Raw genomic sequence first — 13,775 nt, forward strand, 5'->3', positions numbered from 1 at the left:
TCAGAGCCTCTTGAGATTTCGTGACAAACGACTTTCGCGAAAACGATTGGCGCCGACTGCCGCCAAGATCATTGCGCCCAGCACGACCTGCACGAGGAACGGGTCGATGTCGAAAAGCACTAGGGCTTGTGTGATTATTGCAACGATCACCACCCCGAGCAGCGTAGCGGGCACGCTGACGTGTCCGCCGGCCAAGACCGCGCCGCCGATCACGGGCGCGGCAAAAGACAAAATTAGCCAGTCGTCGCCGATCGTCGGTTGACCCATTTGTAAACGGGCAACAAGGAGAAGACCGGCAAGCGCTGCAAGAAACCCCGAAAGGGCGTGCGCGATGACAACTGTATTTGCAATCGATATTCCCGACAATTCTGCGGCATGTTGATTGCCGCCGACTGCCAAAATAAACCGCCCTATGGGTTGCCGATTAAGCATGAACCACAAGGCTAGCCCGACAGCCATGGTCGGGAGCATCAACCAAGGAATGATCCCGAAGATCGCGCCCTGTCCGATGGATTTCACGCCGTCTGAGATATCATAAAAGGGTTGGGCATGTGTGATGCCCAAATTGATGCCCTTGTAAACGGACAGGCTGGCGAGGGTAATTACGAACGCCGAAATGCCAGTTCGGGCGATCAGAAATCCGTTTATTACGCCGCATATGACCCCGAGCGACAGCGCGGTTAAGGCGGCAAGGGATGCGGGCACGTACCACGCGTCCATCATGCCGGCGAAAACAATAGCGCAAAGACCGCCGATAGCCCCGACAGACAAATTCATCTGACCGATAGCGATGATGAGCATTTGCGAAAACGCGATCAGGCCATTTACTGCAATTGCGAGCAGCAGCACCTGAATATTCAATGGCGATAGGAATGATGGGTTGAAGCCCCCCACGATCGCAACGGCGACGATCGTAACCAGCAGCGGCCCAAACCAGTCGCTCCGCACGGCGTTGGCGAAGGAGCCGTTCATGCCATGTTCCTCCGGGCCAGAAAGGTTCGGCGTGTTTTGTCCATCAATACCGCAGCCAGCAAAAGCAGACCCAAAAAGCTCTGAATCCAGAAATCGCCCAGCTGTAATAGAAGCAAACCACTAGTCAGCATCGTCACCAGAAACGCACCTAGGCACGTCCCCAGCACCGATGCCTTGCCGCCCGCCAAAAGTGTTCCCCCCAACACAGGACCAAGGAACGCGATGAGCAGCCAGTCCTGTCCGAGTTGTCCCGCCATTGATGGGATCGCCGCTCCATTGCGTGCGACTAGCATCAGAGCCGCGCAGGCGGCGAGCGCGCCAGACAGCATGTGGCAGTATATGAAGATGCGCCCGACATTTATGCCGGACATCTCCGCCGCTTCGGGCTTGGCGCCAGCAGCCAGCATCTCCCGCCCAACCGCTGTCAAATTATAAAGATATCCTAGAACCAATGCAGCCATGAGGCTAACCAGGAGGAGCGGAGAGAAAAAACCCAACAGCTTGATGCGTCCGAACGCTGCAAAGACGGGTGGCAGAGCGCGATAGGATTCTGCACGCGTCAGGAAGATCATTACGCCGAAGAAAATGCTCATTGTCGCGAGCGTGATGATGAAGCTGTGCAATCCTGTGCGAACGGAAGTCCATCCGTTGATAAAGCCCAGCAAGGCGCCAAGGGCCACGGCTGAGAGAATTGCGAGTGGCCACGGAAGCCCGACGACCTCAATGAGATAGCCGCAAGTCATTGCGGCACAAACGCCGATCGCCCCTACAGCAAGGTTCAACCCCCCAGTTATAACGACGACCATCATGGCCAAGCCGATCATGATGTTGACGGCTGCGATACGACCGAGGGTGAACAAATTGAAGGCCGAAAAGAAACCCTCTGTTGTGAATTTGAAGCCCAGCGCAAAGACCACAATGAGGGCAATGAGCCCAAACTCATTGGTCAGATAGAATCGCGTCTCGGTGGCATTCCTGCGCGGCTTGCCGACGATATCGCCACCGGGACCCTTCGCCGGCACATCTGAATAAGACATGGTTTCGCACCTTCAATGGCTAGGCCGCCATGTTATCAGGGTAGCTCTGGGTCACGACAGACACCGTGCAATTTGATTGGACGACCGCCGGGTCTGCTTGAACGCAGCCCGGCGGCATTGGTGGAAATCTGGTTACTTGCAGGTCAGATAAGTCGCCTGGAAGGTTTCAAAGAGCTTCTTGGTCGTGTCGCGCATAGCGTCAACATAAGTGTCGATTTTGTCGGCCGCGACATAGACGGTTCCCGAGTCGATGAACTTGTCAGTGAGGGCATTCTTCTTGAAAGGCGCATCGGTCTTGACCGCGCAACCCGAACGAAGCTTGTCGAGAACGAAAGTGCCGATATAGCCTTGGCCATACGGGTTCTGCAGCATTGTGCCATTCACAAAGCCATCCTTGATCGCCTTCAACACAACTTGATCGTGATCAATGGCTACCATCTTGATCCGCTTGTCGCCGATCTTTCGGACTGCGTTCGAGGCTACAACCGCAGGGACCCAAGCGGTCGTGATGATGCCATCGACGTCGTTGGCGTGAGCTGCCAGGTAGGCATTGATCTTTTCCTCTGCTGGCTCGGGCGCATCAATGTCAGCGATGACCTGGACGACCGTTGCGCCTTCTTCCTCCGCCGCTTTTTTGACGGCGTCGATGCGAAGCTGGGTATTCGGATCAACAAGGAAGCCGGTGAAATGAGCAATGCGCTTCTTGGTGCCCGTCAGTGTTTTCAAAAGCTCCTTGGTTCCGATGTATGCTGAATTGCCAGTGTCGGTGCCGAGGCAGAAGGTTGCTGAAGAAGGATCCTTGAAGCACCCTGCGCCGCCGATGACAGGCGCGCCATTGGACACGAGCTCGTCGACGGTACTGACCGATCCGACGGGGTCACCCGGGAAAATCAGAAAGCCGTTGTAACCCTGGGTCAAAAGGCTCTCGAGCAGCTGGTTCTGCTGGCTGAGTTCCCACTTTTGCGGCACCTTGTAGTCTGCTGCGGCCAGGTGAAAATCCTTGGCAGCATCCTTACCAGCTTGCTCCCACGCCGCGAAGTAGGGGTGTGGACCTCCGGGAACCAGCGCAATTTTTGAATCTCCGGCGGCGAAGGCGGACCCCACGCCTATTGCGGATAGCAGTCCAATCGCGAGCACGCGACGCAAATAGTTCGACATCAAAACTCCTCCCGTTGAGAGCGCCGCCTTCCCGCTTAAAATTGTCGAGACCGCCAGCGCAAATGCCTTGCATTCACCGCAGAAGTTCTAGTACACTTGTATACAAGGTGCAACTGCTTTTTTGTTGATGGCATTTTTCGGAGGACATTGTGCAAGAAGGCGAGCGGAACGCGATATCGCGTTTCGACCAGAATGGAGCGAAAGCCATGTCTTCCGGATTGGCTGAACTAGACGTGTTTTTGAACCGGCGCAGTTCGGCGAGTGAGCAAATTTACTCCGTCCTGCGCGAGGCAATCGTGCGTGCGAAGCTCTTGCCGGGCGAATCGATTAGTGAAAACGCGGTGTGTCGCCAGTTCAATGTGTCTCGCACACCTGTGAGGGCAGCGATCCAAAGATTGGCCGAAGACGGACTTGTAAGTGTCTTTCCGCAGCTCGGCAGTTTTGTTTCGCAAATTGATATCGTCAGCATCCAAGACAGCCATTTTGTCCGCCGTTCTCTGGAAACTTGCCTTCTTCGCGAAGTTGCGCCGCGTTGGACGCCAGCGATGAGCGCTGAAATGCGTTCACTGGTGGCGGCTCAAGAACGGAGTATCGCTGAGGGCGATATTGACGGATTTCACGACAATGACGAGAATTTTCACCAATTGTTTGCGTCTTTCGCGCAGCGACCGGGAGTTTGGACGACCATCCACGCTGCTAAAGCCAAGCTGACTCGCTTTATTCGTTTCTCCGGCAATGCCGCACGATTTGCGGTTGTGCTGCAGGAGCATTTGGCAATTCTGGATGCGCTGGATGCCAATGACGGACCCGGTGCGGAAGCCGCATTGGTCGCCCATCTCGATAAAATCTTTGTCCTTTTCGACGCGCATGCGTCGGACACACGCCATGCCGCCGTCTGACCAAGCAATGGAGAATTCCCGCTTGCAATCGCTAGAAGGAAAAACCGCTGTCGTAACTGGAGGCGCAGGCGCTATCGGCTCCGCAATCGCAGTGGAACTGGCGCGCGCCGGCGCTCAAGTAGCAGTCCTGGATCTGCTCCCCAAGGCCGCAGAGGCGCTGGCGTCGCGGATAGGGCATGGCGCCGTTGCCGTCGGTGTTGATCTGGCAGTTGAGAGTTCAACGCGCGCGGCGGCGGAGAAGGTTCTTCAGCACTTCGGTTCGGTCGACATTTTGGTCAACAATGCTGGCATTCTGTCGAACCACAAAATGGCAGATACCTCGATCGAGGAATGGCGAAGGGTCAACATAGTCAACGTAGAAGCCGCATTCCTTCTCGCCCAGATATTTCTTCCAGGGATGCGGTCGAAACGGTGGGGTCGGGTGGTCAATATCTCCTCCTATGCCGCCAAAAGCGGAGGCTTGACCGCAGGGACGGCGTATTCAGTTTCGAAAAGCGCGATGATAGGGCTGACCTTTTCGATTGCCCGCGAGACCGCTGGCCAGGGCGTAACCTCGAATGCAATTGCCCCCGCCTACGTAATGTCGCCGATGGTTTCCGAACAGCTCAACGACGAACAGCGCGCGGCCCAGCTTGCTCAAATCCCGGTCGGGCGATTTTGCGAACCTCAAGAAGTCGCCCACACCGTTTCATTCCTCGCGTCACCTCTAGCCGGGTTCATCACGGGTGAGGTTATCGACATGAACGGTGGTCTCCATTTCGATTGAGCTGCATACAATGGAAAATCGTCGTTCTTACGCCAATTTGGCGCTCGCATCGGCCGGTGTCCAAATTCATCGGTACGATCGACGGAGTGTGACGCCCGGAATCGTGCATCTCGGTATCGGCAACTTCCACAGGGCCATCAGGCAATCTATACGGTGATTGCTTGGCCGCGGGACAACTCGATTGGGGCATCATTGCAGCCTCCCCCGGAGTTCGGACACGCGGGACGCGCTTGCTCCCCAAGATGGTTTGTACACAGTTGTCAGTCGTCAAGATGAACAGACGAGCCTTCGGATAGTCGGTTCTATCGGCCATATTCTTGTCGCACCGGAGGGCCCCGCTCAGCTGCTGGAGGCGCTCTTTGACCCGCGGATCAGGATCGTGACTTTGACAGTCACCGAGAAGGGCTACACGGTCATCTCGGGCGGCGGCTCCGGCCACGAGCCGGCCCATGCCGGTTTTGACGGTACGACGGCTTCACTGTTGCCGGCAGCCGTCCGGTAGTTTGTTCGCATCTGCTTGGCGGGCCTCCGTCACGCCCCACCGTCCAGTGGGCTATCGAGTTCGTGCCTTCAAGACGCGTTAACTAGAAGCTGAACGTCTGCACGACGCGGGCCTGACATTTAGGTCAAGGAACACTGTCCGGTTCTGTGTAAGTTTTCGGATGCCGTTCGGCGATAGAGATAGCTCTCGGAAAGGCCGAGGCGGCGGCACGACTGGACGGCTGGTGATGAATGAAGCGCGGTGCTGTCGCAAATTGCAGCCGTCGTCTTCACAACAGCACGCTCCCACGGCTTCAAGGTCCAGCGGTCGCCGAGTTCCAACCGCTTGCGGACCCATTGGCGTAGGATCTCGACGGCCGCCTTCAGAAGCGGCCGCTGAAGGGGTCGAGCAACTCCCGGCAAGGCGGGAACTTCTTCCATGATCTGCAGGAACTCCGAGACGATCGGCGACGCGACGAGTCTTTGCCTCATCACGTCGAACAGCGCGTAAAGCTCGGCCTGAGACGTGGGCGCGCCGACGGCCCCATAGAGAAGTGCGACGGGGCGAGCCTCAGCAAACATCGCGTCCCGTTCGAAAAAATGCAGACGATGCACATAGATGTGATAGGCCTCCATGAAACCAAACCCGGCCGTCGCTTGCACCCAGTCCAGCAGCTCCGGGTCGGTGGCGTGGTATGGCTCGCCTTCGCTGGTTCGACCTGAAACGCGCCCATGCATCCTGACCACATCTTCAATCATGGCCTTAGCCTTGGATCGGGGGCCGTAGACCGTGACCAAGGCAGCGAGGCCCGTACGCTGTAACCGTCGGAGCGCGAGAGAGCGGAAGCTGCTGTGCTGCCAAATGGCGTCGCGAACCCGCGGCTCTGCCAATTCGAGCAGCACCGCCGTTACCCCGCCGATGAACACCGCAACAGGGTTCTTAAAAATGCGCCAGGACACCGAGTTGGGTGGTAACAGCGCCGGCTCGCCTTCCGGAGTCGAGAAGTCCATCTGAGATCCGAGCCGCTGGCGCATGAACGACTGGGCAAGAGTGTCCACACGACGCTCAAGCGGGCGAGGCAGAGAAATGATGCCCGAGTTGCGAAACATGGTACGCCTCGAACTACTGAGAATAGCAAGCGTTAGACCTGTGGCTGGCGGATGCAATATGCACGAACGTCTTTGGTCTTCCCGTCGTTCCAAATCATCCTCGCGCGAAGCCGATGAACCCTGCTTGATCTGCCCTGTTGCCGATGATGGAGCAAGGTTCGGGCGTGGTCATCCATGTCACCTCGATCCAGCGCGAGCTTCCGCTCCCAGCATCAAAATCAAGAGCACGAGTGAATCACGCCGCGGACAAGTCGCGCGCGGATCATCATTTCAGGCGCGCAAGCTTCGCCTGCCTATGTGTCAATCGTCGCCCGCAGCCATTGCGTGATGGCATCGAAAGCGATTGGTTTCGTCGTATCGACATCAAAGAGCGGTCCACGCCGCAGCGGCTCGGCGCGCTTGGCCAGCTCGATCAGCTCGGGGACATAGGCCGCCCCGGGGTGGCCAGCGGGACGCTGGTCGAGCCGTGCGCGATAGCGTTCGGCAAGAACCTCGCCGGGTGCATGACACCAGATTTCCGCGGTCCGCTCGACACCAGCCCTTCGCAGGTGATCCTCGAGCACCTGGCGCGGCTGGAAGCCGAACCAGGCATCGACGACAACTGTTGTGCCCGCGGGAGCTTCGCCGACGACCGACCAGATGGCTTCATAACTGGCGCGACCGAGCGAGCGGTTGAATTCACGATCGCCGCCGCCGAGCACTTCGAGGAACGGGTTCTTAATGGTATCGAGCGTAAGCAATGGCCACCCTAGGCGGTCGGCGACACCGCGCGAGACCGTGCTTTTGCCGCTGGCGGGGATGCCGTTGACGAGCACGGCGCGCTGGCCGGGCACGGCACGCCGGCCCGGGTTGAGTCCAGCGGATGGCGAGGTCACCGGCGAGGCCGTAACCGCCGCCTCCCCTGCCAGCGCTTGCAGACCGGCGCCGATGACGCCGGCGTCGTCGCCGAGTTGCGCCGGTTCAACAGGGCATTGGTACCAGGGAGCCAAGGCCGGAGCCTTGGCAAGCGCCTGATGGGCCGCCTGGCCAAGTCCGCCGCCGAGCAGCACCAGATCGGGGGCGAACATCGCCACCGCTGTATCGATTGCCGCACGCAACGGTCTGGCCCAGGCTTCCAGTATCCCGCGCACTGGCGTGTCGCCGCTCGCATCCCGGGCGAAAAGCTGATCGACCGAGATATCCGGACCGAGGCCTGCGCGTGAGATGTGACGGCCAAGTGCTGTACCGGAGCTGGTGGTTTCAACGCAGCCGCGCCGGCCGCAGACGCAGGCTTCGCCGTTGATATCGACGGCGATATGGCCGAGCTGCCCCGCCGTCCCCTTGCCGCGCACGATCCGCCGGTCCTGTACGACGGCGCCGCCAATGCCGGTGCCGATGGTGAACATCACGATGTTTTCGTGACCCATGGCGGCGCCTCGAGCCATCTCGGCGACCAGTGCCATGTTGCAATCGTTGTCGATCACGACGGGCTTGCCCGCCAGGCTTTCCAACCGTTGTGCCGGGGAGACCGAGGCGAGGTTGACATAGCCTCCGGACAAGACGGCGCGACGCCGCGCATCGACGCGTCCCGGGACGCCGATGCCGATGGCGGCAACCTCTGGAGAATCGAGCCGGCGCGCCATCTCGGCGATCCGGGAGAGCATGAGCGCCGGGTCCAGCGCGCTCTTTTCCGACATGCGGTCAAGGATTTCGCCTGTGCCGGAAATGCGGGCGGCGCGCAGATTGGTGCCGCCGATATCGATCCCGATGGCCATCGAACTATGAGGCATGACGTCCCGTGTGTGCCCGGTGTGAACGGCGAATGGCTAAGCGGCTTTCTGCCGGTAGTTTCCGATCACTGCCTGAAGCTCGTGCAATCTCGACACTGCGATGGTCTTAAGCCTTTCACGCTGAATATCGCGGTCCAGCGAGATGCAGTCCTTCCACAGCGACCGGCCGGCGATCACGCCTGACGCGCCGTTCTTCATCGCGATCTCGACCTGGCCCAGGAAGGTCGTGTGGTTGACGCCGGCGGAGAGGACCGCCCACGGCACCTCGCCAGCCATGCTGGTGATCCTGGCGCAGGCTTCCGGCGTTCCGGGATAAGGAAGCTTGAGGACCTTTGCCCCACATTCCAGCGATATCCGTGTGCCCTCTTCGACAAGCCAGGGGATCTTGGCCGCATAATCTTCAAGGCTTTCGCCTTCGAGTTGGTAGGTCAGGAATTCGACGACGAGCAGCAGGTCCTCTTCCCCGAAGTCGGCGATGCACTGGCGCAGAATGGCGACGTTATGCTCGTTCGCCTCCGGTCTGTCGGCCCTGAGATAGACCATGATCTTGCCGCCGGTGCCACCGAGTTCGCGGACGCGGCGTGCGTCGATGTCGGGGACGAGGCGCGACAGGCGGTAGCCGGCGGGCGAGACGTCGAAGCCCGAGGCGTCGAGGCCGATGAGCAGAGCCGTATCTCGGTTCAGCACCCCTTCATCGACAACCCGCGGCACCGCGCAGAGCGGGTCGAGCAGCACGCAGGATGCCTGGCTGGCGAGGTATCGCGTGATGTCCGCCTTGGTGTCGCCGAGCATGTCGTTGGTGATCTTGGCCTGTTCGGCAGGGTCCGACGCCAACAAGGTCCGCATGCCGCCGCGCTGGTCACAGGCGATGGCCATCATGGCCCCGTCCTTGCCGCATATCTGCTGATAGCCCCGCAACTCCGCCGTCGTCATCTTTGTCATGGTCTTTTGTCCGATGTTGGCGCCCATTCACCAGGGCGCAGATCCGTGGAACAAGAAATGTTCAGTTTTTGCCTGCCTGCCGGCAGGAAGGTTTGCCGCTTTGATGCGCTATCGAACCGGGAAATCTGGCTTGGCCGCAACGTTCGGTGGAAACGAACCCGAGTTGCGAGTCTGCCGGAATTGCGCGATAACTCCCATCGGTTGATGGGTCTGTAACACATTGCTGAAAGGAATTGCAAGCTGTCTGTCCCTCCCGTACAAGACGCGGCCGCATCGCGGACGATGCTGCATACGGTCGCCAAAATGCACTACGAGGCGGAGATGCCGCAGGTCGATATCGCGCGCCGGCTCGGTGTCTCCACCGCCACCATATCGCGTCTGCTGCAGCGGGCGAGGGCAGAGGGCATCGTGCGGATCGAGGTTCTCGACCTTGTGACGCCCGAGGACATCACCAGGCAGTTGATTGACGGGTTGGGGCTGCGCGACGCCGCGGTCGTCGAAACGCCAGCAGCCGGGGCGCTGACGGCGCTCGCCGCACCGCTCGGCGCCTTGCTCAAGCAAGCGGAACTGACGGCCGGCTCGGTGGTTGCCGTTGGCTGGGGGCGAGCCATCCGCGAGGTGATCCGGGCAGGCCTACCGCGCATTCCCGGGGTCCTTACCGTCGCTGCCACCGGCGGCATGCAGCAGCAGGCGGCGCATTTCCAGATCAACGAGTTTGTACGGCTGGCCGCCGAAGAGTTCGGCGGGACACCGCATTTCATTCATGCGCCCTATCTGCCGTCCACCGAATTGCGTGAGGTCTTCCTTGGCGATGCGGCCATCCGCGACAGCGTCGCGCTTTGGGACCGGACCGACGTTGCGATCGTCGGCATCGGCCTGCCCCATGCCATCAACCCGCCCGAGGCGAGCGCGGCCACATTGAGCGAACAGGCCCTGTTTCATGCGGCTGGAGACGTCATCCGCCATTACTTCGACGCCGAAGGCACCCTTATCCCGTGGGAAGGGGAGGGCCGGATGATCGCAATGTCGCCGGCCCAGCTTCGAGCCGTCCCCTTGGTCATCGGCGTTGCCGCCTCGCAGGAGAAGGCGACGGCCATCATCGGTGCCGTCCGCGCGAGACTCATCAATGCCCTGATAACGGACACGAAAACGGCGCAAGCCATCCTCGTGGCTCTCGTGCCTCGATAGAAGGCGGATGCGCGACATCCGGCGCGCCTGATCGATCCTGAACCGATCGACGCCACGCGGTCCGTGACCCTGGCGCTGCGAAATCGCCTGTTGTCTCGTCAGGGACTTGGGGGCAATAGTCTGCCGTGCGGGCCCTGCGGAGCAGACAGATGTTGTCCGGTTTGAAAAGCGTTCCGGCCAGGGAAGTACCCGGTTGCAACTTCTTTCAGCAAAGTGTTACAACCTTACAGCTAGGCGCGCATGCGCGCCGAGCGGCGCGGTTCTCTGGACCTTGCGGATGTGAGGAAATGGGACTGCGGGCATCAGGGCTGGTCGGTTTCGACTGGCTGATCTAATGACTGGGGCGCCTTGGGAGGACCTGCCCGTAACAGCAAGCAGGCGAAACCCGTTTCCCGGCCGTCAGCGCATTACGATTTGTAGCCTGACAGATTGACGGCCATTCCCGATATCAATCGCAACGGCAAATCTGCCAACATTATGAGGAGGATGTTATGAAGAAGATCGTTGCCGCCCTGGCGGCTCTCGCCATCTGCGCAACGGCGCTGATCACGCCCGCTTTGGCGCAGGACAAGAAGTTCACCGTTGCTCTCGTTCCGGGCCTTACCACCGACGGCTTCTACATCACCATGCGCAAAGGCGCCCAGGCGGCGGCCGATGCCCTTGGCGTGACCCTGGTGTTCCAGGGCGCTTCGGATTTCAATCCGGTAACGCAAGTTCCCGTGCTTGACGCGGTCATCGCTAAGAAGCCAGACGCGATCCTGATCGCGCCAACCGACAAGGTTCAATTGGTCGAGCCGCTCCGCAAGGCCAATGATGCCGGCATCCCGGTGATCACCGTCGACACTTTCATCGGCAGCGGCGTCTACCAGACCGGTGCCGGTGAGGCGGATTTCCCGCTGTCCTATATTGCTTCCGACAACATTCTGGGCGGCGAGATCGCCGCGCGGGCATTGGTCAAGGCCATTGGCGGCAAGGGCAAGGTCTATGTTTCGAACGTCAAGCCCGGCATTTCGACCACCGATCAGCGTGAAGAGGGCTTCAAGAAGGAAATGGGGAAGCATCCGGACATCACCGTGCTCGAGACGCAGTTCAATGACGACGACGCCAACAAGGCTGCCTCGCAGCTCCAAGCGACGTTCGCGCGCAACTCCGATCTCGTTGGTGTGTTCGGTGCAAATCTGTTCTCGGCGATCGGCGCGGCGAACGGCGTAAAGCAGGCAGGGCAAAGCGGCACCATCAAGGTCGTCGCGTTCGACGCACCGGTGAGCATCGTCGACAACATCAACACCGGCTTGGTGGACGTTGCGATTGCCCAACATCCGGCCGAGATCGGCTATTTTGGTGTCGTTTCGGCCTATGCCCACCTGACCGGCCAGTCGATCCCGGTTGCGATCGGCACCGGCTTTACGATCATGGACAAGTCAAACATCGCGGACCCGAATATCTCGAAGTACCTCTATTCCGAATGAGATACCTCTATTCCGAATGATGCCAACCAGCTTGGTCTCCTTCCGGCTTGCCGGGAGGAGACCTGCGCCGGGTCTCTGGGACCTGTTGACGGAGACCGCGCTGCGGATCGGATGTATCCATGACTTCAACATCACCAACCGAGCAGAGCGAAACCCATGTCGCCCCTCAGGCCGACCATGGTGATCCGGCCAGGACCTGGCTCGGACGCATCGCCGAAGGGCGCGCCTGGCTGTTTCTCGCCGGCCTGATCATCTGTTTCGAGGTTTGGTCGAGGGCCTCCTTCGGCGCGACCTTCGTGCTCAACCCGTTCAACGTGCAATCGATTGCGATATTTGCCGTGGCGCCGTTGCTGCTTGCGACCGGACAGACATTCGTCATCATTTCGGGAGGCATCGACCTCTCGCTGGGCTTCATCATGGGCCTTGCTGCTGTTGTCGCGGCCCATGCCACGAATCTGGCTGGCGCCGCCATGCCGGTGCCTCTGGCCATGATGGTCGGCATTCTGGCGGCCGTGATCGTCGCGGGAGTCCCTGGCATGATCAACGGCTTGCTAATCTCGCGCCTCAGAATTCCGCCCTTCATCGGCACGCTTGGCATGTTTGGCGTGGCGCGCGGCGCTGCTTTCCTGCTCGCCGGCGGCACGACGGTGCCGGTCCAGAATTCCTGGTTCGCGCTGCTCGGCAACGGCAGGTTCTACGGTGTGCCTTATCTCGTCGTCATTGCAGCCGTTTTCGTCGTCGCGATGCACTACATCTTGAGCCAGACCCGGTTCGGCCAGCACAACTACGCCATCGGCGCCAATGTGCAGGCGGCTCGTCGTGCCGGCATCGACATCAGAGGCCATATCCTGCGCCTCTATGTGCTTTCGGCGATGTGCGCAGGCCTCGGTGGTGCCCTCTATGCAGCGCGCTTCACCGCTGGCGCGGCCCAGGCCGGCGAGCCGTTGCTGCTCGACAGCGTCGCAGCCGTCGTGATCGGCGGCGCCAGCCTGTTCGGTGGATCGGGCACGATCTTCGGGACGGTCGCCGGTGCGCTGGTGATCGCGGTCATTCAGTACGGGCTGGTTTTCGTCAATGTCGAGCCCTTCTGGCAGTTCATCGCTGTCGGCGTCGTCATCATCATTTCCGTTCTCATCGACCAGGCGCAGCGCCGGTTCAGTGGAGCCCGTCAGGATGAATAGCCCAGGCCAGACCACTCCCCTCCTGGAAGTCCGGAACCTTTCCAAGCACTTCGGCGCCGTCCGGGCGCTCAACGATTTCTCCATGGTCGTGCGGCCGGGCGAAGTGGTGGCCCTGGCGGGCGACAACGGCGCCGGCAAGACGACGCTGATCAAGGCGATATCGGGCGTCTTTCAGCCGACGGGCGGTGAAATTCTGCTGAGGGGTCAGCCGGTGACATTTGCGACGCCGCATGAGGCGCGCGAAAAAGGCATCGAAACTATCTATCAGGATCTCGCTCTCGCCGACAATTTGTCCATCGGCGCCAATATCTTTCTCGGCCGTGAACCCATGCGCAAGGCCTTCGGCTTCTTGCCGGTGCTCGATCGCAAGGCCATGGCCGTCGCCGCCAAGAAGACCATGGGGCGGTTGGATTTCCATGTGAGCCGGCTCGATGCCCCGGTCAGCAATTTCTCCGGCGGTCAACGGCAGGCTGTTGCCATCGGCCGGGCCGTCTATTGGGACGCGCAGATCCTGATCATGGACGAACCGACCGCGGCCCTCGGCGTACCGGAGCAGCGCAAGGTCATTTCGCTCATCCACCAACTCAAGGCGCAAGGGCGAGGCGTGATCTTCATCTCGCACAATCTGCAGGATATCTTCGCCGTTTCCGACCGCATCGTCGTACTGCGGCGCGGCGTCCAGGCCGGCGAGCGCAAGATATCGGAAACCAACCATGACGAAGTCGTCAAGCTGATGGTTGGCGGATAGACCGCGAGCCGGAAAAGCCTAGACCCGCCAGCCGGGAGCCAATGCAATCTCCTCGT

The 13,775-nt window shown here is 60.2% G+C and carries 13 protein-coding genes and 1 pseudogene; 8 read left to right on the top strand and 6 right to left on the bottom strand.

The window, feature by feature from the left end:
• The 3 genes from NKJ73_RS27255 to NKJ73_RS27265 form a co-directional block, all read right to left on the bottom strand.
• The gene (locus NKJ73_RS27255) at window positions 1-972 is read right to left on the bottom strand and encodes an ABC transporter permease (RefSeq protein WP_352571718.1); all 972 of its coding nucleotides are present in this window, start codon (window positions 970-972) and stop codon (window positions 1-3) included.
• Window positions 969-2,009 carry an ABC transporter permease gene (locus tag NKJ73_RS27260; protein WP_352571719.1) on the bottom strand — a complete coding sequence of 347 codons (1,041 nt, stop codon included), beginning with the start codon at window positions 2,007-2,009 and terminating at the stop codon, window positions 969-971. The genes NKJ73_RS27255 and NKJ73_RS27260 overlap by 4 nt, the downstream gene beginning before the upstream one ends.
• Before the next feature lie 132 nt (window positions 2,010-2,141).
• Window positions 2,142-3,167, bottom strand: a complete 1,026-nt coding sequence (locus NKJ73_RS27265) for a sugar ABC transporter substrate-binding protein (RefSeq protein WP_352571720.1) — start codon at window positions 3,165-3,167, stop codon at window positions 2,142-2,144.
• A gap of 149 nt (window positions 3,168-3,316) precedes the next feature.
• On the opposite strand from NKJ73_RS27265, the gene NKJ73_RS27270 reads away from it, so the two are divergent.
• The 3 genes from NKJ73_RS27270 to NKJ73_RS34345 all read left to right on the top strand — a co-directional run bounded on the left by NKJ73_RS27270 (window position 3,317) and on the right by NKJ73_RS34345 (window position 5,334).
• The gene (locus tag NKJ73_RS27270; protein WP_352571721.1) at window positions 3,317-4,066 is read left to right on the top strand and encodes a GntR family transcriptional regulator; all 750 of its coding nucleotides are present in this window, start codon (window positions 3,317-3,319) and stop codon (window positions 4,064-4,066) included.
• Window positions 4,053-4,832 (top strand): SDR family NAD(P)-dependent oxidoreductase, encoded by a 780-nt coding sequence (locus NKJ73_RS27275; RefSeq protein WP_352571722.1) that lies wholly within the window; start codon window positions 4,053-4,055, stop codon window positions 4,830-4,832. The genes NKJ73_RS27270 and NKJ73_RS27275 overlap by 14 nt, the downstream gene beginning before the upstream one ends.
• Window positions 4,833-5,211: 379 nt before the next feature.
• Window positions 5,212-5,334: a hypothetical protein gene (locus NKJ73_RS34345; RefSeq protein ID WP_502894702.1), complete on the top strand. Its 123-nt coding sequence runs from the start codon at window positions 5,212-5,214 to the stop codon at window positions 5,332-5,334.
• Window positions 5,335-5,453: 119 nt separating this feature from the next.
• Here the strand turns inward: NKJ73_RS34345 and NKJ73_RS27285 are convergent, their stop codons facing one another.
• Entirely contained in the window at window positions 5,454-6,422 is a 969-nt protein-coding gene (locus NKJ73_RS27285) for an oxygenase MpaB family protein (RefSeq protein WP_352571723.1), read from the bottom strand.
• Window positions 6,423-6,553: 131 nt separating this feature from the next.
• Here NKJ73_RS27285 and NKJ73_RS27290 point away from each other — a divergent pair.
• Window positions 6,554-6,631: pseudogene (locus NKJ73_RS27290) on the top strand (short-chain dehydrogenase); the annotation flags it as partial.
• 84 nt (window positions 6,632-6,715) lie between these two features.
• On the opposite strand, the gene NKJ73_RS27295 reads toward NKJ73_RS27290, so the two are convergent.
• Window positions 6,716-8,191, bottom strand: coding sequence for an ROK family protein (locus NKJ73_RS27295; protein ID WP_352571724.1), 1,476 nt, complete (start codon window positions 8,189-8,191; stop codon window positions 6,716-6,718).
• Window positions 8,192-8,227: 36 nt separating this feature from the next.
• Window positions 8,228-9,133 (bottom strand): tagatose-bisphosphate aldolase, encoded by a 906-nt coding sequence (locus NKJ73_RS27300; protein WP_352571725.1) that lies wholly within the window; start codon window positions 9,131-9,133, stop codon window positions 8,228-8,230.
• Between the two features lie 282 nt (window positions 9,134-9,415).
• Between NKJ73_RS27300 and NKJ73_RS27305 the strand changes: the two genes are divergently transcribed.
• The 4 genes from NKJ73_RS27305 to NKJ73_RS27320 all read left to right on the top strand — a co-directional run bounded on the left by NKJ73_RS27305 (window position 9,416) and on the right by NKJ73_RS27320 (window position 13,719).
• Window positions 9,416-10,321, top strand: coding sequence for a sugar-binding transcriptional regulator (locus NKJ73_RS27305; RefSeq protein WP_352571726.1), 906 nt, complete (start codon window positions 9,416-9,418; stop codon window positions 10,319-10,321).
• A gap of 491 nt (window positions 10,322-10,812) precedes the next feature.
• Window positions 10,813-11,790, top strand: coding sequence for an ABC transporter substrate-binding protein (locus NKJ73_RS27310; RefSeq protein ID WP_352571727.1), 978 nt, complete (start codon window positions 10,813-10,815; stop codon window positions 11,788-11,790).
• A 119-nt stretch (window positions 11,791-11,909) separates the two neighbouring features.
• The gene (locus NKJ73_RS27315; RefSeq protein WP_352457852.1) at window positions 11,910-12,971 is read left to right on the top strand and encodes an ABC transporter permease subunit; all 1,062 of its coding nucleotides are present in this window, start codon (window positions 11,910-11,912) and stop codon (window positions 12,969-12,971) included.
• Window positions 12,964-13,719, top strand: a complete 756-nt coding sequence (locus NKJ73_RS27320) for an ATP-binding cassette domain-containing protein (protein ID WP_352571728.1) — start codon at window positions 12,964-12,966, stop codon at window positions 13,717-13,719. The genes NKJ73_RS27315 and NKJ73_RS27320 overlap by 8 nt, the downstream gene beginning before the upstream one ends.
• Window positions 13,720-13,775: the final 56 nt, after the last annotated feature.

The sequence above is a fragment of the Mesorhizobium sp. M0074 genome (assembly GCF_040322975.1).
Taxonomy (GTDB): domain Bacteria; phylum Pseudomonadota; class Alphaproteobacteria; order Rhizobiales; family Rhizobiaceae; genus Mesorhizobium.

Coding starts and splice junctions, on each gene's coding strand:
- NKJ73_RS27300 (WP_352571725.1), bottom strand. CDS start 9,133: ATGACAAAGATGACGACGGCGGAGTTGCGGGGCTATCAGCAGATATGC.
- NKJ73_RS27310 (WP_352571727.1), top strand. CDS start 10,813: ATGAAGAAGATCGTTGCCGCCCTGGCGGCTCTCGCCATCTGCGCAACG.
- NKJ73_RS27305 (WP_352571726.1), top strand. CDS start 9,416: ATGCTGCATACGGTCGCCAAAATGCACTACGAGGCGGAGATGCCGCAG.
- NKJ73_RS27285 (WP_352571723.1), bottom strand. CDS start 6,422: ATGTTTCGCAACTCGGGCATCATTTCTCTGCCTCGCCCGCTTGAGCGT.
- NKJ73_RS27260 (WP_352571719.1), bottom strand. CDS start 2,009: ATGTCTTATTCAGATGTGCCGGCGAAGGGTCCCGGTGGCGATATCGTC.
- NKJ73_RS27255 (WP_352571718.1), bottom strand. CDS start 972: ATGAACGGCTCCTTCGCCAACGCCGTGCGGAGCGACTGGTTTGGGCCG.
- NKJ73_RS27295 (WP_352571724.1), bottom strand. CDS start 8,191: ATGCCTCATAGTTCGATGGCCATCGGGATCGATATCGGCGGCACCAAT.
- NKJ73_RS27265 (WP_352571720.1), bottom strand. CDS start 3,167: ATGTCGAACTATTTGCGTCGCGTGCTCGCGATTGGACTGCTATCCGCA.
- NKJ73_RS27320 (WP_352571728.1), top strand. CDS start 12,964: ATGAATAGCCCAGGCCAGACCACTCCCCTCCTGGAAGTCCGGAACCTT.
- NKJ73_RS27275 (WP_352571722.1), top strand. CDS start 4,053: ATGCCGCCGTCTGACCAAGCAATGGAGAATTCCCGCTTGCAATCGCTA.
- NKJ73_RS27315 (WP_352457852.1), top strand. CDS start 11,910: ATGACTTCAACATCACCAACCGAGCAGAGCGAAACCCATGTCGCCCCT.